This is a genomic window from Bradyrhizobium sp. NBAIM18 (genome assembly GCF_020193825.1).
In the GTDB taxonomy this organism is placed as follows: Bacteria; Pseudomonadota; Alphaproteobacteria; order Rhizobiales; family Xanthobacteraceae; genus Bradyrhizobium; species Bradyrhizobium yuanmingense.
The window spans coordinates 378,090-398,012 of sequence record NZ_JADYVO010000004.1; the positions used below are offsets into that span (position 1 = coordinate 378,090).

20 protein-coding genes and 1 pseudogene are annotated in these 19,923 nt (G+C 65.4%); 13 read left to right on the forward strand and 8 right to left on the reverse strand.

What is annotated here, in order from left to right; translation table 11 throughout:
- Window positions 1–80 precede the first annotated feature (80 nt).
- From I6F17_RS12275 to I6F17_RS12285, 3 genes are read left to right on the forward strand one after another with little or no spacing between them, the layout of a single operon-like run.
- On the forward strand, window positions 81–2,894 hold the full coding sequence (locus tag I6F17_RS12275) for a PAS domain S-box protein (RefSeq protein WP_225130797.1): 2,814 nt from the start codon (window positions 81–83) through the stop codon (window positions 2,892–2,894).
- Window positions 2,895–2,949: 55 nt separating this feature from the next.
- The gene (locus tag I6F17_RS12280) at window positions 2,950–3,948 is read left to right on the forward strand and encodes a P1 family peptidase (RefSeq protein WP_225130796.1); all 999 of its coding nucleotides are present in this window, start codon (window positions 2,950–2,952) and stop codon (window positions 3,946–3,948) included.
- 48 nt (window positions 3,949–3,996) lie between these two features.
- A complete protein-coding gene (locus tag I6F17_RS12285) occupies window positions 3,997–4,209 on the forward strand; it encodes a KTSC domain-containing protein (protein ID WP_036043565.1) in 213 nt (70 codons plus the stop codon).
- A 13-nt stretch (window positions 4,210–4,222) separates the two neighbouring features.
- On the opposite strand, the gene I6F17_RS12290 is transcribed toward I6F17_RS12285, so the two are convergent.
- On the reverse strand, window positions 4,223–4,975 hold the full coding sequence (locus I6F17_RS12290; protein ID WP_225130795.1) for an EF-hand domain-containing protein: 753 nt from the start codon (window positions 4,973–4,975) through the stop codon (window positions 4,223–4,225).
- 255 nt (window positions 4,976–5,230) lie between these two features.
- Here I6F17_RS12290 and rpe point away from each other — a divergent pair, with 255 nt between their 5' ends.
- Genes rpe through I6F17_RS12315 form a run of 5 tightly spaced genes read left to right on the forward strand, consistent with a single transcriptional unit; the run spans window position 5,231 to window position 7,186 of the window.
- Complete coding sequence (gene rpe / locus I6F17_RS12295) at window positions 5,231–5,932, forward strand: ribulose-phosphate 3-epimerase (RefSeq protein WP_036043562.1); 702 nt, start codon at window positions 5,231–5,233, stop codon at window positions 5,930–5,932.
- Between the two features lie 47 nt (window positions 5,933–5,979).
- Window positions 5,980–6,654: a hypothetical protein gene (locus tag I6F17_RS12300; RefSeq protein WP_225130794.1), complete on the forward strand. Its 675-nt coding sequence runs from the start codon at window positions 5,980–5,982 to the stop codon at window positions 6,652–6,654.
- Window positions 6,651–6,791 (forward strand): hypothetical protein, encoded by a 141-nt coding sequence (locus I6F17_RS12305; protein ID WP_193375097.1) that lies wholly within the window; start codon window positions 6,651–6,653, stop codon window positions 6,789–6,791. The genes I6F17_RS12300 and I6F17_RS12305 overlap by 4 nt, the downstream gene beginning before the upstream one ends.
- A 5-nt stretch (window positions 6,792–6,796) precedes the next feature.
- On the forward strand, window positions 6,797–6,976 hold the full coding sequence (locus tag I6F17_RS12310; protein ID WP_036012879.1) for a hypothetical protein: 180 nt from the start codon (window positions 6,797–6,799) through the stop codon (window positions 6,974–6,976).
- 54 nt (window positions 6,977–7,030) lie between these two features.
- Window positions 7,031–7,186: a hypothetical protein gene (locus I6F17_RS12315; RefSeq protein ID WP_225130793.1), complete on the forward strand. Its 156-nt coding sequence runs from the start codon at window positions 7,031–7,033 to the stop codon at window positions 7,184–7,186.
- Between the two features lie 27 nt (window positions 7,187–7,213).
- Here the strand turns inward: I6F17_RS12315 and I6F17_RS12320 are convergent, their stop codons facing one another.
- The 5 genes from I6F17_RS12320 to I6F17_RS12340 all read right to left on the reverse strand — a co-directional run bounded on the left by I6F17_RS12320 (window position 7,214) and on the right by I6F17_RS12340 (window position 11,561).
- Entirely contained in the window at window positions 7,214–8,647 is a 1,434-nt protein-coding gene (locus I6F17_RS12320; protein WP_036043560.1) for a bifunctional serine/threonine-protein kinase/universal stress protein, read from the reverse strand.
- Window positions 8,648–8,650: 3 nt separating this feature from the next.
- Window positions 8,651–9,391: a metallophosphoesterase family protein gene (locus tag I6F17_RS12325; RefSeq protein ID WP_036043558.1), complete on the reverse strand. Its 741-nt coding sequence runs from the start codon at window positions 9,389–9,391 to the stop codon at window positions 8,651–8,653.
- 118 nt (window positions 9,392–9,509) lie between these two features.
- Window positions 9,510–10,115: a hypothetical protein gene (locus I6F17_RS12330; RefSeq protein ID WP_036027815.1), complete on the reverse strand. Its 606-nt coding sequence runs from the start codon at window positions 10,113–10,115 to the stop codon at window positions 9,510–9,512.
- Entirely contained in the window at window positions 10,108–10,794 is a 687-nt protein-coding gene (locus I6F17_RS12335; protein ID WP_036012886.1) for a hypothetical protein, read from the reverse strand. Before I6F17_RS12335 ends, I6F17_RS12330 begins: the two co-directional genes overlap by 8 nt.
- Window positions 10,791–11,561: a MotA/TolQ/ExbB proton channel family protein gene (locus tag I6F17_RS12340; protein ID WP_036043554.1), complete on the reverse strand. Its 771-nt coding sequence runs from the start codon at window positions 11,559–11,561 to the stop codon at window positions 10,791–10,793. Before I6F17_RS12340 ends, I6F17_RS12335 begins: the two co-directional genes overlap by 4 nt.
- 198 nt (window positions 11,562–11,759) lie before the next feature.
- On the opposite strand from I6F17_RS12340, the pseudogene I6F17_RS12345 reads away from it, so the two are divergent.
- From I6F17_RS12345 to I6F17_RS12360, 3 genes and pseudogenes are all read left to right on the forward strand, one after another.
- Window positions 11,760–13,129 (forward strand): annotated as a pseudogene (locus I6F17_RS12345) (histidine kinase).
- 7 nt (window positions 13,130–13,136) lie between these two features.
- A complete protein-coding gene (locus I6F17_RS12355; RefSeq protein WP_225130790.1) occupies window positions 13,137–13,787 on the forward strand; it encodes a response regulator transcription factor in 651 nt (216 codons plus the stop codon).
- 110 nt (window positions 13,788–13,897) lie between these two features.
- A complete protein-coding gene (locus tag I6F17_RS12360) occupies window positions 13,898–14,197 on the forward strand; it encodes a hypothetical protein (protein WP_225130787.1) in 300 nt (99 codons plus the stop codon).
- A gap of 34 nt (window positions 14,198–14,231) precedes the next feature.
- On the opposite strand, the gene I6F17_RS12365 is transcribed toward I6F17_RS12360, so the two are convergent.
- Window positions 14,232–14,819 carry a TetR family transcriptional regulator gene (locus I6F17_RS12365; protein WP_225130785.1) on the reverse strand — a complete coding sequence of 196 codons (588 nt, stop codon included), beginning with the start codon at window positions 14,817–14,819 and terminating at the stop codon, window positions 14,232–14,234.
- Window positions 14,820–15,374: 555 nt separating this feature from the next.
- Between I6F17_RS12365 and purB the strand changes: the two genes are divergently transcribed.
- On the forward strand, window positions 15,375–16,682 hold the full coding sequence (gene purB / locus I6F17_RS12370) for an adenylosuccinate lyase (protein WP_225131933.1): 1,308 nt from the start codon (window positions 15,375–15,377) through the stop codon (window positions 16,680–16,682).
- 168 nt (window positions 16,683–16,850) lie between these two features.
- Window positions 16,851–18,023: a M20 aminoacylase family protein gene (locus I6F17_RS12375; protein WP_036012899.1), complete on the forward strand. Its 1,173-nt coding sequence runs from the start codon at window positions 16,851–16,853 to the stop codon at window positions 18,021–18,023.
- Window positions 18,024–18,042: 19 nt separating this feature from the next.
- On the opposite strand, the gene I6F17_RS12380 is transcribed toward I6F17_RS12375, so the two are convergent.
- A complete protein-coding gene (locus I6F17_RS12380; RefSeq protein ID WP_225131932.1) occupies window positions 18,043–19,869 on the reverse strand; it encodes a caspase family protein in 1,827 nt (608 codons plus the stop codon).
- Window positions 19,870–19,923: the final 54 nt, after the last annotated feature.

A 19,923-nucleotide genomic window follows, 5' to 3' on the forward strand; every position in this document is an offset into this window, starting at 1 on the left:
AGTCGTAAAGCGGTTCCGTGACAACCTGCGCCCAGAACCCGCTACGATGAACGGACTGCCGGCGAATGAGACTAGCGGAGATGCTCAAGCCCATCGACTCGCGCGAAATGCACGTGCCTGCGCCGATCGACCGAAGCACATTTCTGTCGACCCTGCCGGCCACCTCGACCGACCGCACTGCAGCATTGACGATTGTCGGTGTGTCCTCGCTCCTGTTCGCTGCAGCCGTGCCCTTCGCCGGTACCCCGCTCCTGCCGGTGCCAGCCTTCGTCGCCAGCTATCAATCCGCGCTGGCCGTGAGCGACATCGTCACGGCGGTGCTGCTGCTGTCGCAATTTGCGATCCTGCGCACCCGCGCGCTGCTGTGGCTCGCCGGCGGCTATCTCTTCACCGCCGCGGCGGCGCTGGTTCATGCCCTCACCTTCCCAGGGCTGTTCGCCCCGACCGGACTCCTGGGCGCGGGCCGGCAGACCACGGTGTGGCTCTACATGATCTGGCACGCCGGCTTTCCGCTCTGCGTGATGGCATATGCCTGGCTGAAGGAAAAGGACGGTGGACCCCGGATCCGCGGCGCGGCAAGCACCGCGATCTATGCCTGCGGGCTCGGCGTCGTCGCCGCGATGGCGGTCTTCGCCTGGATCGTCACCGCGCAGCACGATCTGTTGCCGGTCCTGTTGAGCGAGGGCCGCTACACGGCGACCATGATCGGCGTCGTGTCCTTCGTGTGGTCGCTGAGCTTTGCCGCGCTGGTCTCGCTCTGGTTCCGCAAGCCGCATACGGTGATCGACATCTGGCTGATGGTGGTCATGTGCGCCTGGCTGTTCGACATCGCCCTGTCGGCGATCGTCAACGTCGCGCGCTTCGATCTCGGATTCTATGCCGGCCGGCTCTACGGCCTCGCCGCGGCGACCTTCGTGCTCGCGGTGCTTCTGATCGAGAATGTCCGCCTCCAGGCGCATACAGTGGGCCTCGTCGGAAAGCTGCGCCAGCAATCGGCCTCGCAACGCGACTATTTCGGCAAGCGCCTCGCGCTGTACGGCGCCGTGGTCGAATCCTCCAATGACGCGATCATCACCAAGTCGCTCGACGGCATCATCACCAGCTGGAACAAGGCCGCCGAAAACCTATTCGGCTACTCCGCCGCCGAGGCCGTTGGCAAGCCGATCGACATCATCGTGCCGCCGGATCGCAAGGGCGAGATCAGAAGCACCCTCAACCAGATCGCCAGCAATGAATCGATCGCCCAGCACGAGACGGTCCGAATCCGCAAAGACGGCCGCCCGCTCGACGTCGTCCTGAACGTCTCGCCGCTGCGGACCGACGATGGAGAGATCATCGGCGCTTCCAAGATCGCCCATGACATCACGGAAGAAAAGCAGGCTAGAGAGAAGCTGCGCCGCGAGACCGAGGAACGCCAGCGGATTTTCGAGACATCGCAGGACCTGATCCTGGTCACCGACGGCTACGGCAATTTCGTCCAGGTCAGCCCGAGCGTGCAGAACATTCTCGGCTACAGCCCCGAGGACATGGTCGGGCACAGCGCGATCGAGTTCATCCATCCCGACGATCTCGAGAAGACGCGGAGCGAGATGCGCGCGGCCCGTCGCGGCGCGGTCAAGCGCAGCTTCGAGGCGCGCTACTACCATTACGACGGTCACGAGGTCACGCTGAACTGGATGGGCACCTGGTCCGAGCCGGTGAAACGCCACTTCTTCATCGGCCGCGACCTCACCGACAAGCAGGCCGCCGAAGCCCAGCTCCGGCAGGTCCAGAAAATGGACTCGATCGGCCAATTGACCGGCGGCGTCGCCCACGACTTCAACAACGTGCTGACCGTGATCACGGGCACGATCGGCATTCTCAGCGACGCGGTCGCCGACCGGCCCGATCTTGCCGCGATCACCAAGCTGATCGACGACGCCGCCGAGCGCGGCGCGCAGCTGACCAAGCACCTGCTCGCCTTCGCCCGCAAGCAGCCGCTGCAGCCGCGCGAGATCGACGTCAACGCACTGGCGCTCGAAGCCGCCAAGCTCTTGCATCCGACGCTCGGCGAGCAGATCACCATCATGCCGCAGCTCACCGAGGATGCCTGGCCGACACTGGTCGACCCGGGCCAGCTCTCCACCGCGATCCTCAATCTCGCGCTGAACGCGCGCGACGCCATGCCCGAGGGCGGCACCCTGGTGCTGGAGACCCGCAACATCTTCCTCGACGACGGCTATGCCAGCATGAACCCCGACGTCGTTGCCGGCAATTACGTGATGATCGCGGTCAGCGACACCGGCACCGGAATTCCTGCCGAGCTGATCGACCGGGTGTTCGATCCCTTCTTCACGACCAAGGAGGTTGGCAAGGGCACTGGCCTCGGCCTCAGCATGGTGTTCGGCTTCGTCAAGCAATCGGGCGGGCACATCAAGATCTACAGTGAGGAAGGCCACGGCACGAGCGTGAAGATCTACCTGCCGCGCTCGACCGGTGTGCAGGAGACCGAGTTCGAATCGCTCCAGAATGCGCCAATCACCGGCGGTAACGAGAAGATCCTGATCGTCGAGGACGATGCCTTGGTGCGGCAGTATGTCGTGACGCAGGTCAAGAGCCTCGGCTATACCGCGCTCGAGGCCGCCAACGGCGCCGAGGCGCTCAATATCATCGACAGCGACGAGACCATCGACCTGCTGTTCACCGACATCATCATGCCCGGCAACATGAATGGCCGCCAGCTGGCCGACGAAGCCCACAAGCGCCGCCCCGACCTGAAGACGCTGTTCACCTCGGGCTACACCGAGAACGCCATCGTCCATCACGGCCGGCTCGATTCCGGCGTGCTGCTGCTGGCCAAGCCCTACCGCAAGTCCGAGCTCGCCAAGATGCTGAGAACCGCGCTCGCCGGTTGAGCCTGCGGCATTGCTGCGCTATCGCAGATCGTGAATTCTCAAACACGAGGCCGCCTTGAAGAACCTTCTCACCGATATCGCCGGCGTCCGGGTCGGCCACGCCGAAGATCCGAAAGTCGGTTCCGGCGCAACCGCCATCATCTTCGATTCTCCTGCGATCGCCGCGATCGACGTGCGCGGCGGCGGCCCCGGCACGCGCGAGGATGCACTGCTCGATCTCGCCAACACGGTCGAGCGCGTCGACGCTATCGCGCTGTCGGGCGGCTCGGCCTTCGGCCTCGACACCGGCGGCGGCGTACAGGCCTGGCTCGCCGAGCAGGGCCGCGGCCACCGGGTTCGCGATGCGCTGATCCCGATCGTGCCGGGGGCGATCCTGTTCGACCTGCTCAATGGCGGCGACAAGGCCTGGGGACGCTTCTCGCCGTATCGCGACCTCGGCTATGCCGCGGCGACTGCCGCCACCAGCGCGGATTTCGCGCTTGGCAGCGCCGGCGCCGGCTTCGGCGCCACCACCGCGACGTTCAAGGGCGGGCTTGGCTCGGCATCGGCCGTGACGCCGAGCGGAATCAAGGTCGCGGCGATCGTCGCCGTCAACGCCGTGGGCAGCGTCACCGTCGGCAATGGCCCGTGGTTCTGGGCGGCGCCGTTCGAGGTGGACAGCGAATTCGGCGGACGCGGCCTGCCGGACAAGTTCACCGAGGACATGCTCCGCATGCGCATCAAGGGCGGTCCTGCCGCGAGCGCGCGCGAGAACACCACCATCGGCGCCGTCGTGACCAACGCGGTGCTGACCAAGCCCCAGGCCAAGCGGCTGGCGATGATCGCGCATACGGGCTTCGCGCGCGCGATCTATCCGGTGCATGCGCCGACCGACGGCGACGTGCTGTTCGCCGCCGCCACCTGCGAAACGCCGATCGAGCCGCTGGTTGGCCTCACCGAGCTCGGCACGATCGCCGCCAACGTGGTCGCCCGCGCGATCGCCCGCGGCGTCTACAGCGCGACGTCCCTACCGTTTCCGGGCGCGCAGCCAACCTGGCAAGACCGGTTCGGCTAGAAACGAAACCGTCACCCAAGCGTTACCCGGCGGACAAGGTGTGCGGCCATGCCCTCTTCCGTGATCCGCTTCTTTCGCTATTCGCCAGAGAAACGCGAGCTGAAGGTGACGTTCGTCAGCGGGCGCCTCTATGTCTATGAGGATGTTCCGCCCGAGGTCGCCGCCGCGTTTGGGGATTCGCGCGCAAAGGGAACGTTCTTCAATCGCGAGATCCGCGACCGCTATGCCTGTCGTGACATCACGCACGAACTTGCCGGGTAACTTCGGGATGTGCTCACACGCTGATCGACATCGATGAAGCTGCTGATCCCGCAGTGGCCTGCGCCTGGCGCTGCATCATCTGCCCGAACCAGTCATAAGGCGAATTGCCGCCGCCTTTCGCATGCGACGAGCTGGCGGCGCCCGGCACCGTGGTCGACATCTTGAAGCCGTCGTCATAGGTGACGGTGGTGGTGGTCGAGCCGTCGGCATTGGTCGTCGTGGTCGACGTCGAGCCGCGGCTGGATTGCGACGAGGAATCCGAGCCATCGCCCGCGCCTTCCGCGTGATCACGGCCGTGACCGCCCCTCAGCGCCTTCGTCATCTCGCCGAGATTGACGCTGCCATCCGCATTCGCGTCCATCTTCGAGAACACGTCGTCGGCCTGGGCCAGGTTGGTGCCGCCCGCGCCGAGCGCGTCCTCGAACTCGGACTTGGTGATCTTGCCGTCGGCGTCAGCGTCGATCTGCGAGAACAGATCCTTCAGCGCAGCCTCCCGGCCCTTCGACGACGAGGATGTGCCGTTGGCCGACTGGCCCTGCGCCGCGAACAGCGCATTCATCGTCTCCGCTGAGATCTGCGGATATTTACCTGCATTGACCGACGAGGTCGCGCCGGTCGTGCTGCTGCTGCCGCTGTCGATTGCGAACGGATTGGTCGGCGCGCTCTGCGAGGAGCCGGTCTTGTGCGCCGCCGACGACGATTTCGCGTTTGTCAGCGACTGGATCGCGTCGAGCGCGCTCGATACCGCACCAAGGGCGAACAACATTGCACAACTCCAACAGGATGCGGCATGCCGCGACCAATGTTCTGCGGCTGAACTCAGCAAGCGCCGTGCCATCGCGAAAAGCTCAACGAATTCCGCATCCGTCGGGTCGTGCAGGCCGCGGGAACATCGGCAATTCATGCCGCCGGCGGCAGAAATTTCCGCCCACAGGAAGCGCGCCCCTCCTGCATTGCCCGCCACAAGAGCCCATGTTAGGCGAGGCCATTCGTCGTCCGTCCGCCTCCGGGAAAACGCGCCATGACCCAAGCTTTCGCCCCCCGCCCCCTGGCCATCGCGCCCTCGATCCTGGCCTCGGATTTCTCGAAGCTCGGCGAGGAGGTGCGCAGCGTCGACGCCGCCGGCGCCGACTGGATCCATCTGGACGTGATGGACGGGCACTTCGTTCCGAACATCTCCTACGGCCCTGACGTCATCAGGGCGATGCGCCCGCACACCAAGAAGATCTTCGACGCGCATCTGATGATCTCGCCCTGCGATCCCTATCTCGAGGCCTTCGCGAAAGCCGGCTGCGACCACATCACCGTGCACGCGGAGGCAGGTCCCCACTTGCACCGCTCGCTCCAGGCCATCCGCGCGCTCGGCAAGAAGGCCGGCGTCTCGCTCAATCCGGCGACGCCGATCAGCGCGCTCGAATACGTTCTCGACCTCGTCGACCTCGTGCTGGTGATGTCGGTCAATCCCGGCTTCGGCGGCCAGGCCTTCATCCCCTCCGCGATCAACAAGATCCGGGACATCCGCGCGATGGTTGCGGGCCGCCCGATCGACATCGAGGTCGACGGCGGGGTCGGCCCCGATGTCGCGGGTGCGCTCGCCGCGGCCGGCGCCAACGCTTTCGTCGCGGGCACCTCGGTGTTCAAAGGCGGCACGCAGGAGGCCTACAAGACCAACATCGCCGCAATCCGCAACGCGGCACTTGGGGCACGCGGCGAGGCGATCTGAGACCATCGCTATCCGAACCGGAGCCGCGGCCGCTACGACCAAGTGGAATGGATAAACTCCGCGCCACTCCGTTTACTGCCGGCCTGCTTCGTCTTCTCGCCGAGTCCCTTCAGGATGGAGAGCAAGTGGTCTGGCACGGGCAGCCCGACGCCATCGCCAACGCGATAATGTGGCGATTTCTCTGGTGGATCGGATTTCCCTGGTTGTTGCTGACCGTCATCGCCGTCAGCAACGATTGGATCGACCAAGCGACCCAACCACTGGCAATGATTGGAGTTGGGATGATTGCAGCTCCGTTCGTGATGCTGCTGCAAGACCTGCAGACGCTTTATGTGATCACCGACCGCCGCGCGCTGATCGTGCGCACGGCCTGGAGCAGACGCAGCGTGACCGCTACTTCGTTCGACGCCATGGATGAAGTGTTCGAAATCCTCGACATCGGCGGCGGCGTAGGCCACCTCAACTTTGCGTCAGGGCGCTCGACCCGTTCGCCCGATACCGACTACACCGGGCGCTATGGGTTTCGCTGTGTTCGAGACGCACCGCGCATCCGGGATATCCTCGATCATGCGCGTCGCACGCGGGAAGAACTGCGGCTTCCACGGGTTCTGCAAGGCGCAAAGCTTAAAATTGTAGCCTTGGTCCGTACTCATCCGGACTTCCCTGATTCGCGCAAATCACTGCAAGTGATTCCTGCCTGTTTTCGCGGGAGCACATCATGACGACGACCCTGGTTTGGACTGGCGTGGCGTTGTGGATTGTTTTCAGTGCGTTTGTGGTGTTCGGTCCCTCGGCCGGACCGGTCGAGGCCCCGGCACGTCCGGCCCGCAACATCCGTCGCGACCGCACCAGGGGCTGACGTCCATGCAGATCGCACTCGTGAGGCGTCAGCCGAAGCGCCGGTGCCGGATTCCACGGCGCCCGCATCCGAGCCTCGATTATTTCTTCGGCCGCCTCGAGCGCGCCGATGGCACGCTGGACGACGATGCCGGGCTCGACAATTCGGACCTCGACCGTTCGCTTGGCTCGCCGCGCCGACACTAAGACCTCTTTTCCGGACCGCCCATGAAACCGCATTGCCCGAACTGCCTGAAGGAAATGACTAAGGCGTCCGCGTCGCGTAACCTGTTCAACTGCGAGCCCTGCCGCGAGATCATCCAGTATTTCGGCGGCAGCGCGGATCACGGCGAGCCGGGACCGCAATTCTCCTGGCCGATCCGCCGCAAGCGCGCATTTGCCGTCCACGCGGCCTGATCCGGCCCGCAAATCGCCCCGGCCGGCCTAACCTTCGCCGGCCTCCGGTCCGCCGACGTCCCCCGCCAATCGCGGCGGCCGCACCACGGTGACGGTGCAGCTCGCCTCCGAGGCCACCTTGGCCGACACGCTGCCGAGCAGCATGCGCCGGAACGAGCTCTGTCGCGCGCCGATGATGACGTGGTCGACCTGGTTGGCCTTGGCAAAGTCCAGGATCGCGGCGGCGGGATCGACCGCCTCCAGCACATGAGCCGACAGCCGGCTCTCGTCCAGCTTGAGCGGCGTTGCCCAATGCCTGAGCGCGACCAGGCGATCGATATGCTTGTTGGAGCCCTGCTCGTCCAACGTCCGATCGATCGCAATCCGGTTCAGCTTGAGCACGTTGACGCAGGCAAGCCGCGCCGAGGGCAAGGTGGCGAGGATGCGCTCGGTGGTCACGCGCAGCGCCTCGTTCAGCTCCGGAGCGCCCTCCGCCGTGTCGAGCGCAACGGCAAGGATCGGGCTCGATGCGATCTGGGCTGCGACATCCGATTTCGCGCGCGGCGCCATGACACCCTGGTTGAAGCGCCGGCGCCAGACGATGCCGAGGGAATCGCGTTTCACCCGCTCCGAGCGCGCGGTGAGCTTGACCTGGTCCGGATAAGCGAGATCGAAGGCAAGCTGGGACGCGGTCGGATAGCGCCACACCGGCTCGATCTCCAGACAGCGCAACACCACCTCCTGAAGCCAGGGCGGATAATCCGCACGAAGCTTCCGCGGCGGATGCGGATCGCGCCACAGCCGGCGCCGCATCGCCCGCAGCGTCTCGCCCTCGCCGAACGGCCGCTCGCCGGTGGTAAAGAAATAGAGCAGCACGCCGAGCGAAAACAGATCGCTGCGCGGATCGTCGCGCACCCCGAGCAGCCGCTCGGGTGCCATATAGGGCGCGGTGCCGTAAGGCAGGCGGAATTCCTCCTGCAACAGGTCCGGCAGGTGGTTGTGATGCGACAGGCCGTAGTCGATCAGCACCGCTTCGCCGCTCTCGCGGAGCATGATGCTGCTCGGCTTGATGTCGTGGTGGATCACGTTCTGCCGGTGCAGATCCGCAAGCGCCGTGGCGATCCTGGCGACGAGCTGCCGCGCCTCGTCATAGGGCAGCGGCAGGTCGGGGAGCCGCTTGTACAGCGTGGCACCTGGAATGCGCTCGATCACGACATAGGCTTGGCGGGCGAAATCACCGGTGCCGAAGCAGGCCGGCACGTGCGGCCCCGCCAGCCGCGGCAGGATCATCATCTCCATCTCGAAGGAAACGATCGCGGCGGCGTCCTCGCCCTCCGACACCCGCGGGATCTTCATCAGCAAGGGCACGTCGATGCCGGGATGGGTGACGGTCCACAGCGTCGCCATGCCGCCGGCATGAACGCATTCGCCGATCGTAAAACCGTCGATCTCCGCGCCTGACTTGACCAGGGGTTTGGGCATCCGTCAGCGCCCCTGCAACAAGCGGTCGGCAAGCCAAGGCGGCAGGCCGTTGTCGCGGATCCTGCTCGCTGCCGTCTCGACGTCATAGGGCGCGCGGCAATAGGTGATCTGGCACGACTCGGTGTCGAACAGCACGAAGGCCGCCGACGGATCGCCGTCGCGGGGCTGGCCGACCGAACCGAGCACGGCGAGCCATTGCCGTCCGCGCAGGAGCTGCACGGGGACGTCGGTCTTCGGCACGAAGCTCGTCATCTTCGCCGTCACCGACATCGAATAGAGCGCCGGCCTGTGGATGTGGCCGCAAAAGGTGACGTGGGCCCGTGTCGCAATCAGGCTCTTGGCGGCGTCCACGGTCGAGCGGACATAGTGCCAGCGCTGGGGATGCGAGGCTTCCGCATGCACGAACAGGCGGCCATCGTCCTCCACCTGCATCGGCAATTCGGCCAGAAACCGCCGCTGCGCCGTGTCGAGGCGGCCGCGGGTCCATTCGATCGCGATCTGCGCCTCGGCGTTCATCGTCTCGGCCGTGGAATTGATCGCCTGGTCATGATTGCCGCGCACCGCGACGGCGCCCTGCGCGACCAGCTCCATCGCGGTGTCCACCACCCATTCCGGATCGGCGCCATAGCCGACGAAGTCGCCGAGCAGGACGATGCCCTCCGCGCCCTTCGCACGCGCGATCTTCAGGCAGGCCTCGAACGCCTGCCTGTTGCCATGGATATCCGAGAAGACAGCGAGAAGCACGCACCCTCCACCCCTCAAATTCTTATTCGGGGCCGATGAGGCCAAATTGAGGGAGGTCAACAGGATGCGCCAGCACTGGGCCGTTTGCCAGCGCTGCTCTACGATGATGGTGATGGGCCTATTGCTCGTCCTTCGGCGGCATCCGGGGCGGCGGAATCGGCGTGAACACCGCGTCCTGGGCACCGGCCGGCGGCGCAGTGAACTCGCCGGTCGAGGAATCGCCGCCGCTGGTCTCCAGGATGGTCTTCGGCGTCACATATTCTCGAACCAAGTCGATCAGGCTGCCGTCGCCGCCGCCGAAATCCGCCGCGCGCCCTCCTTGCGGATGTCCGGCCGCGATCTCGTTCTCGGCGGCGTGGGTCTTGTCGGCCAGCCGGTCATTGTACGGCACACGAAAAGCGCGCGGGATGCCGCTCGGGCGATTGTCCTCGTCCAGCGCCTCGACCCAGAGATAGATCGAGCCGGGATCGCCCTCAAGCGAATGCGGCTCGACGATGCGGGCCTTCAGCAGCTTGAAGGTGGTCGGCAGCCGCTCCGTGCTGGCCCAACCGAGCAGGCCGCGCATTTCGGTGAAGCTGACGATGTAGAAGGTGCTGGTCACGACCACGGCGACCGCCTTCAGCGACCAGTGCAGCCGCGCATAGACCAGAACGACCAGCAGCAGCGCGCCGATGACGGCATAGGCGACCGACAGCGTCAGGATGACCGTTTGCAGGTTACTCACGGCGTACCCTCGTAGCGTTCCTGCTCACACCGGTCCTGGCATCGAGATCGCCGCCGTTGCGCCAGCTGCTGCGGAACGTCTCCAACAGCGATTTCGGCCGCTGATCGACATCGACGACCTTGCCTTCCGCATCGATCCGGAATCGGACCGCGGTCTTCTCGTCGCCGGTGTGGTCCAGCGTGAACTTGTTGTCGAAGATCACCTGCGCGGTCGGATTGAGCTTCTGCACCTTCACACCGGCCGTCACAGGCTCGCCGGTGGTGGCGACGAAATGCGAGACGTTCACGACGTACTCGCCGGCGAGGATGCCACGCACGGTGACGATCTCCTCGCGGATCGGCGAGGCGATCTTCTTGCCGTTGACGATGATGAAATTGTTGGCCCCGCCGCGGTCGTCGCGGTCGAGCGTGAGGAAGCCGGCCTCGCGGTGGCGATACCAGGCGATGTTGCCGGCGGGATCCTGCACGAACAGGTCGAGATCGTCGGGGTGGTTGTCCGGCCAGTCCAGCGTGATCATGAACTCCGCCTTGGAATCGATCTTGCCGTCCTTGGCGTCGGGGGAGACCGCCAGCAGCGCCAGGAAGAACAGGAAGGCGATCACCTGGAGCGCCTTGAACAGCATCACGCCCAGCGGGTCGAACGGCTCCTCGCGCGGATAGAGACCGAAATCATCCATCATGACGGCGTTCCCGAACCCTTGCGCTCCAGCACCGGCGTCACATAGGTCTCGGTCAGCACCACCGCGTCCGAGAACACCCGCTGGGTCGCGGCGTCGAGCATGTAGTACTGGATGCGGATCAGGATCGAGCCGACAAGGCCGGCCAGCGTCGTGTACATCGCGATCGCCATGCCGTCGCTCATCAAGCCCATCGAGGAGCGCATCGCGACCTTGTCGGCGGCGTCCAGCCCCGCGATCGGCGCCAGCATGATGATGAAGCCGATGATGGTGCCGAGCAGACCGAGCTTCATCAGCGTATCGGAGACGAAGGCGCCGAACCCGTTGGAGCCGCGCAAGCGATCGGCGAGATTACGTAGCAGCAGCGTCTGGTCGACCGGCCGGTAGTCCTGCGCCGCGGCCTTGGTCACCAGGCTTTCGATGTGGTCGCGCACCAGACCGCGCGGCAGCGCCACGGCGCTCGCATCGAGCGCCTTGCTGCCGCCCGCTGCCGACAGCACCGCGCGGCAGCGCCGCGTCGCCGCCCCTTCCCGCGCGATGGCCCGGGTCCGCAGGAAGCAGTGGCCGCAGGTGAGGACGTAGAGCGCCGCGATCACCGCTGAAATGTAGGTGCGGTCCGAGGTCAGCATCAGGTGAATCAGGCCGAAGCGCCACAGCAGCACGACAGCGAAGATCGACAGCCCGGTGAAGATCATCCAGTACAGCAGCGCGCTGCGCTCGGATGGATCGGCAGCCTGGCTTGCGATTGGTCCAATCGTTATCGAACTCATGCTGCACCGCTCCTGGCTTGCAGGCGCCGGCCTGCAACGTGTCCTCACCGATTAGATCAAAGCCGCCGTTTCAGGTCCAAAGACCCATGCCCAATCCGGCTTGGGAAATTTGCCCGAGCTGCAATCCCTAGCGTTCTGCGATTGGCAAGGCACGGCGGCGTTGTTAGGCTGACCTTAGCAAACGTCGGGGGTGATCGCATGCGCCTCGTGCTTCAGCTTGTAGCCCGCCTGCTTCTAATCGTAGCGCTGTGCCTGGGAGCCGCGACCGTATGGGCCACGTTCGATGCCTATCGCAGCGTCGATCGGGCGACGGCGGCGTCGGCGCAGCGGGTCGCGCAGGCGCTTCAGGCGCTGTATTGGCGCGAGCTGTTGTTGCGCAGCAGCAGGGCGCGCGAGCATCTCCTGCCGGTTCCGGACTGGCGCACGCTGGAGACGATGAAGCTGATCTCGCCCGGCGTCTGCGTCGAGTTCCAGCCGGCCGCGGCCTTCGAGAAGCCGCTCTGCGGCCAGAGCGAGGGGCTGGGCAAGACGCCGCCGCGCTGGTTCGCCGCCATCGTGCCGACCTTCCTCGGCAGCCACGCCGAGGTGGTTCGGCCCGTCAGTCCCCGCGCCGCAGCCGCCGGCGCCGTCGTTGCGACGCCCCATGCGGCCGCCGCGATCGCGCTCGCCTGGGACTACGTCCTCAACGTCATCGACGTCGCGCTGCTGATGGCGGCGGCGATCGCCCTGCTCGCTTCGCTCGCCATCGCGCACGCGCTGGCGCCGGCGCGTGCCATCGTCACCGCGCTTCAGCGCATGGCGCGCGGCCAATATCGCACCAGACTGCCGCGCTTCCGCTCGATGGAGTTGGCGATGATCGGCAGCGCCGTCGGCGAGCTCGGCGGCCGGCTGGAGGAAGCAACCGAGCAGCGCGCCGCGCTGACGCGGCGCCTGATCGAGATCCGCGACGACGAGCGCCGCGCGCTCGCCCGCGAGCTGCACGACGAGTTCGGACAGAATCTGTCCGCCATTCTCGCCTTCGCCAACACGATCGAGACGGCGAGCACGAAGCGGCACAAGGATGATGGGTCGCGCAGGACGCGCGCATGATCTCGCAGGCGACGCACCATCTGATGGCCTCGCTGCGCGATGCGCTGAAGCGGCTGCGCAATCCGCTGCCGGAGGAGCTCGGGCTCGAAGCCAGCCTCGTCAATCTCGTCGACAGCTGGCGCTCGCACAGCGCGGCGCGGCCGGCGATCCAGCTCGACCTCAGGGGCGACCTCACCGACATCAGCGGTCCGGCCGCCACCACGGCCTATCGCGTGGCACAGGAATGCCTGACCAACGCGCTGCGCCACAGTGCCGCGCGCGAGATCTCGCTGCGCGTCGAGCGGCGCGCCGGCGAGGACGATGCGCTGCTAATCCGCGTCGAGGACGATGGCGGCGGCGATGCGGAGCGTGTCGCGCAATCGGCCGGCTTCGGCCTCACCGGCATCCGCGAGCGCGTCACGGCGGCCGGCGGATCGCTGTCGATCCTGCCCGCGAACCGCGGCCTCAGCATCGCCGCCACCATCCCACTCGCTGCGTGAGGCGGGAATGAGCGAGGTTGCAGCAACAGGCATCTCCGTGCTGCTGGTCGACGACCATCCGATCGTCCGGCAAGGCTATCGGCGCGTGCTCGAGAGCCAGGGCGATCTGCATGTCGTGGCGGAAGCCGACAACGCCGCCGATGCCTACGGCGCGTTCAAGGCGCATGACCCCGACGTCGTCGTGCTCGACATTTCAATGCCCGGCGCGAGCGGGCTGGAGGCGATCCGCAACATCCGCGCCCGCAGACCGCGGGCGCGCATTCTTGTCTTCACCATGCACAACGAGGCCGTGCTGGTGAAGTCGGCCTTCGGCGCCGGCGCCTCCGGCTTCGTCACCAAGAGCAGCGAGCCGTCCGCGGTCGTGAACGCCATTCGCAGCGTGGCTCGCGGCGAGCGCGCTATGAGCGACGACATCGCGCATATTCTGGCCGAGGACAGCTTGTCGGCAGGTTCGGTGCTGGATCAGCTCGGTGAGCGCGAGATCGAGATCTTGCGCCAGTTCGCCGGCGGCGCCACCACCGAGGAGATCGCGGCGCATCTCAATCTCAGCGTCAAGACCGTGCAGAATTATCACTACTTGATCAAGTCGAAGACCGGCGCGCGCACCGATGCGCAGTTGGTGCGGCTCGCCGCGACCTGCGGGCTGACGAGGATCTAGCAGCAAAGCTGCCGCACAGCCTCATCCTTCGCGATCCTCAATCTGCTGAACGAAATTGGAACGGTTCCGATCCGGCTCCGGTTGGTACGGCAGACAAGGAGTAAAGGGTCATGAGTAAGGGTCACCCCAAAGCAGTCGACCATCCCCCCATCATCACAGTAGGCGAGCTCATCGACGAACTTTGCCGCCTGCCGGACACCGCCATCGTCCACTTTCGCTGCCCGATGTTCGATCAGGAGCTGACATTCTACCGGCTTCGAAGGCGGTCGAAGGACGCCGTCGAAATCGCGGTCAACGCCTATCCGGACAGTCCGCCGGTCGTGCCGTCGTCCGATCCTGCCTTCCACACGCGAAGACATCCGGCATCCACGCCCAGGGACGGTGCCGCTCTGCACAAAACACGAAGTTGATTGACAGCACCCAGGGCTGAACGGTTCTACGGCCTCAGGCCGCCTTCAGCCCGCGCAGCAGCAGCGCCAGCGTCGCGTCGACGCGCGCGGAGAGATCGGCGTCCTTCCATTCCTCGGCATGGGCCGGATGGTGGAAGCGGACGGTCGCATCGAAGATCGCGCGCGCGGTCGTCTTGACGTCGTCCACGGCGAACTCACTCTGCTTCACGCCGTCGGTCAGGATCGCCGCGATCTGGTCGATCATGGTGTCCTTGTGGCATTTGACTGCCGCGCAGGCCTCGCGTGCCAGGGTCAGATAGGTGTCGAACATCTCGGGGTCGTCGAGCACGCGCGAACGCTTGGCCGCGAACAGCGTGCGCAGCCAGCGGTCGAGCCGGTCCGGCGCCGGCCCCTGCTCCCTGGCGATCGCCAGCAGCGGAGCGTCGATGCGGTCCAGCCAGCGCTTGGCAACGGCCTCGCGCAGCGAGGCCTTGCTGGGGAAATGGCGGTAGACGCTGCCGTGGCTCACATCGAGCGCACGGGCAACGTCGACCACGGTGGCCTTGGCAAGTCCGTAGCGCCTGAGCACGTCCTCAGTGACTTCGAGGATCCGCTCCGGCGTCAAGACAACGGCTTCATTCATGCCAGCACCATATTCCCGTTCAGGGCTCAGTTACTCCGGCAGTCGGGGCCGCTTCCGAAGCGCCCTGGCCGGTCGTTCGGAAAGCCTATGCCTTAATGAGGCAGTTTTGCAGCCTGCGCCGCGATCTGGCGCGCCACCAGCAAATTGAGCCAGTGCCCAATCACGCCGGTGAAATTGAGGATTTCGGTGGTCATTGTCTAAGTCTCCATTCGTCCGCGGTCCGCGCTCTTCAATCCGCCCTCCGATCCGAGCGTGGCTCGGATGTCGGGCTCCCCGGGGCTTGTCGCGGGACGCTCGATCGGAGCGTCCGAGAACGGATATACATGTCTCGCTGACAGATTTCAATATCTGTCAGTCAATGATCCGTGATTGACAGCTCTTTCTTGCAGCGGGGGGCGCCCCTGCTGACCGGTCCGGTGGATAGCCCGGCGCCCCCCGCCCTCCCGCGGCCCAGACCGTTTGTTTCACCCTGCCCGCTCTGTTACATCACGGCGTAAAAAGCATTTTGGCCGGCGCCGTCCCATGGACCGTCCGCCCACCTTTTGGAGCCGTCAGATGATTCCCCGCTATACCCGCCCGGAAATGGCCTCGATCTGGGAACCGCAGACCCGGTTCAAGATCTGGTTCGAGATCGAGGCGCATGCGGCGGACGCCCTGGCTGAGCTCGGGACCATCCCCAAGGAAGCGGCCAAAACGGTCTGGGCCAAGGCCAAGGACGCCACATTCGACGTCGCCCGCATCGACGAGATCGAGCGCGAGACCAAGCACGACGTCATCGCCTTCCTCACCCATCTCGCCGAGATCGTTGGCCCCGAGGCGCGCTTCGTGCACCAGGGCATGACCTCGTCCGACGTGCTCGACACCTGCCTCAACGTCCAGCTCACCCGTGCCGCCGACCTTCTGCTCGCCGACCTCGACAAGGTGCTGGCCGCGCTGAAGAAGCGCGCCTTCGAGCACAAGCTGACGCCGACCATCGGCCGCAGCCACGGCATCCATGCCGAGCCCGTCACCTTCGGCCTCAAGCTCGCTTATGCCTATGCCGAATTCACCCGTGCCAAGGACCGTCTGATCGCAGCGCGCAAGGAGGTCGCAACCTGCGCCATCTCCGGCGCCGTCGGCACTTTCGCGCAGATCGACCCGCTCGTCGAAGAGCACGTCGCCAAGGCCATGGGTCTTGTCCCCGAGCCGATCTCGACCCAGGTGATCCCGCGCGACCGTCACGCGATGTATTTCTCGACTCTCGGCGTGATCGCCTCCTCGATCGAGCGCATCGCCGTGGAGATCCGCCACATGCAACGCACCGAGGTGCTGGAGGCCGAGGAGTTCTTCTCGGAGGGCCAGAAGGGCTCTTCCTCGATGCCGCACAAGCGCAACCCGGTGCTATCGGAGAATCTCACCGGCCTCTCCCGCATGGTGCGCGCCTATGTGACCCCGGCGCTGGAGAACGTCGTGCTCTGGCACGAGCGCGACATCTCGCACTCCTCGGCCGAGCGCATGATGGGCCCGGACGCGACCGTCACGCTCGACTTCGCGCTGGTGCGTCTCGCCGGCCTGATCGACAAGCTGCTGGTCTATCCCGCCAACATGCAGAAGAACCTCGACCGCCTTGGCGGCCTCGTGCACTCGCAGCGCGTGCTGCTGGCGCTGACGCAGAAGGGCGCCAGCCGCGAGGACGCCTACAAGCTCGTGCAGCGCAATGCCATGCCGGTCTGGCGCGGCGAAGGCGATTTCCTCCAGCTGCTGAAGAAGGACAGTGAGGTGAAGACATATCTCACCGACGCCGAGATCGAGGAGCAGTTCGACCTCGGCTATCACCTCAAGCACGTCGACACGATCTTCAAGCGCGTGTTCGGGGAAGCGTAGGATCGTAGGGTGGGTTAGCCTTGCGGCCTGCGCGAAGCGCAGTCCGCTGGGCGTAACCCACCTCTTTCGCTCCCACGGAAACCGTGGTGGGTTACGCCAAGTGGATGCGCTTGCGCATCCACGGGGCTAACCCACCCTACAAACGACAACCAGAAAGCGGATTCCCTCATGCCCATCGTCAACCGCGTCGCCGCCCTCTCCGACGAAATGGCCGCCTGGCGCCACGACTTCCACGAGAACCCGGAGTTGCTCTACGAAGTCCACCGCACCGCCGGCATCGTCGCCGATCGCTTGCGCGAATTCGGTTGCGACGAGGTGGTGACGGGCATCGGCCGCACCGGCGTGGTCGGCGTGATCCGCGGCCGCAAGTCGGCCTCCGGCAAGACCATCGGCCTGCGCGCCGACATGGACGCGCTGCCGATCATGGAGACGTCGGGCGTGTCTTATGCATCAAAAGTCCCCGGCAAGATGCACGCCTGCGGCCATGACGGCCACACCGCGATGCTGCTGGGCGCGGCCAAATATCTCGCCGAGACGCGCAATTTCGACGGCACGGCCGTGATGATCTTCCAGCCCGCCGAGGAAGGCGGTGGCGGCGGCAAGGCGATGGTCGAGGACGGACTGATGACGCGCTGGAACATCCAGGAGGTCTACGGCATGCACAACATGCCGAACCTGCCCGAGGGCCATTTCGCCACCACGCCAGGTGCGATGCTCGCCTCCTCCGACAACATCCAGATCACGGTCCGCGGCAAGGGTGGCCACGCCGGCGCCGGTCCGCACAAATCTGTCGACAGCGTGCTGATCGGCTCGCAAATCGTGAACGCGCTGCAATCGATCGTGGCGCGCAACGTCGATCCGCTGAAATCGGCGGTGATCTCGATCACACAATTCCACTCCGGCACCGCCTTCAACATCATCCCGGAGGTCGCCGAGCTCGCCGGCACCGTGCGCACGCTCGACCCCGAAGTGCGCGATCTCGTCGAACGCCGCATCGGCGAAGTCGCCGACAGCATCGCCCGCGCCTATGGTGGCTCGGCCGAAACGAAATACACGCGGATGTATCCGGTGACGATGAACCATGCCCGCGAGGCCGCACTCGCCGCCGACGTCGCGCGCGACATCGTCGGCACTGAGCGCGTCAACGACAAGTTCGTCCCGATGATGGGCGCCGAGGACTTTTCGTTCATGCTGGAAGCACGCCCCGGCGCGATGGTGCTGGTCGGCATGGGCGACGGCAACGAGTGTCACCACCCGGCTTACGTCTTCAACGACAACATTCTGGGTCACGGCGCCTCGTTCTGGGCGCGGCTGGTGGAAACACGAATGCCTGCGGGGTAGCAGGCGGGCAATCACCAGCTCAGTTGCAGACTTCGACCATGCTGGTGCCGCCGCCGGCCGTTTGGCCGGCAGTCCTATTGCCCCACGTCTCGAGCCGACAACCCTGCCGGACCGGCCGGCACCCTGCACTGTTGCAAAAGACCTGACCGGTCGCCTGCGGTTTTGACGGCGCGGACTCGCTTGCCTTCCGCTCATCGTCTCGCGGTCTGGAATTCTCGCGCGTCGCAACCGGCTTCTTCTCCTGCACCTTTTCGCATTCGTTATCGTCGTTGACACGATAACCGGCCCGGCAGGTGATCTTCACGCATTGGTCGCCGTCGGCCTTGAATCCGAAATTGCACACCAGCGGACAAACCCGTCCCGGCTTGGCCTTCAAAGCATCGAGTGCGTCGACGCTGGCCAGCTTCACGTCGAACTTGGTGCCGGAATATTTGTTGAACAGCGTCAGCGAGCGCTGCGCGGCCGAGCTCCACTCGCTTTCCGCAGACGAGGTCAGGCAACCGACGCGGCGCAGTTCGCTTTGTACCGATTTGGAAAGCTCGGCCGCCGATAATGTGGATGTGGGTCCGGGCGAGAGCGCAGCCACTTTCTGGTTCTCGACTTCGGGCATCTGCCGATCGGCGGCCGGCTTGGCGGCCTGCTCCGCTTTCTCGGCGGCCTGCTTGGCCGCCAGCTCGGCCTTGGCCCTCTCTGCCGCCTGTTTCTCGGCCAGCGCTTTCGCGGCCGCCGCCTCGGCAGCTTTGCGCTGCTGCTCGGCCGCTTCCGCCCTGGCCTGTTCAATCTGCTTTTGCTTCTCCGCAGCGATTCGCGCCTCTTCAGCGGCCTTCGCAGCAGCAGCCGCCTTCTCCTGCTCGGCTTTCTGGGCGCGCTCGGCGATTAGCCTTGCCTTTTCCTGCTCGGCCGCCTTGGCCTTTTGCTCGGCAGCCAGACGCGTCTCTTCGGCACCGATCTTGTTCAACTGCCCCTTGGCGAGGCTGGCATAGAAGCCGTCCGGATAGGTCGCCAAAAAGGCTTCCCAGGCATCGCGCGTCGCAAGCTGGAGCGCGAGCTCGTAGTCCCTGCGAACCGCGTCCTGGGGATTTGCCTGCGGACCGGTTGCGGCCGGCTTCATTACGAGCGGCACGTCGTCGCCGCCGAGCGAGCCATAGACATAGGGCTCTTGCTTGTAGCCGGTGGTCTTGAGCACGTCGTCGCGCACGAAGCCGAACGCCTTGCGCAGATCGAGGCCCGGCTTCGGCAGGTGCTCGACCAGCGCGGCAGCAAACGGACTGTTGCGAGAATCGCCGTCGGATGCAGTCGAGCCGGCCTTCGCGGCGAAGGCAATCATCGTGTTCGGGCTGGTTGGCTCGACCTTAGCGAGGCCGCGTCCGATCGCCCGCGAGGCCAGCGTGCGCTTCATCGTCTTCGCAAAGGGGTTGTCGCGGCAGGCATCGAGGATGATCAGGCGCAGCTGCTTGGCCGGCTCGACCGCGAACAATGCGCGCTCGACAGGAATGGTTTCGTCGAGAACGTCGCCATCCGTCTCCAGCGTCGCGTCGGTCGGAATGAGATAATTGTTGCCGTCGAGCTCGATGCCGTGGCCGGCATAGTAGATCACCGCCATGTCCGCATCGCGTGACCTGCCGGCGAACTCGCGCAACATGCGCCTCATCTCGCTCGCACTGAGATCCAGCCTGACGTCGACGGAATCGAAGCCCGCCTTCTTGAACATGCCGCCAATCAGCGTGGCATCGTTCGCGGGATTGGTGAGCTTGGGCGCGCTCTTGTAGGCGGAATTGCCGATGACGAGCGCGACCCGCCGATCGGCGTGTGCCGATCCGCAGGCCAGTAAGGTCGCAAAAATCAATAAACCAAATAGCCGAAACGGAATCACTGCAGCCCCCTCGGATGCAATTCCCTG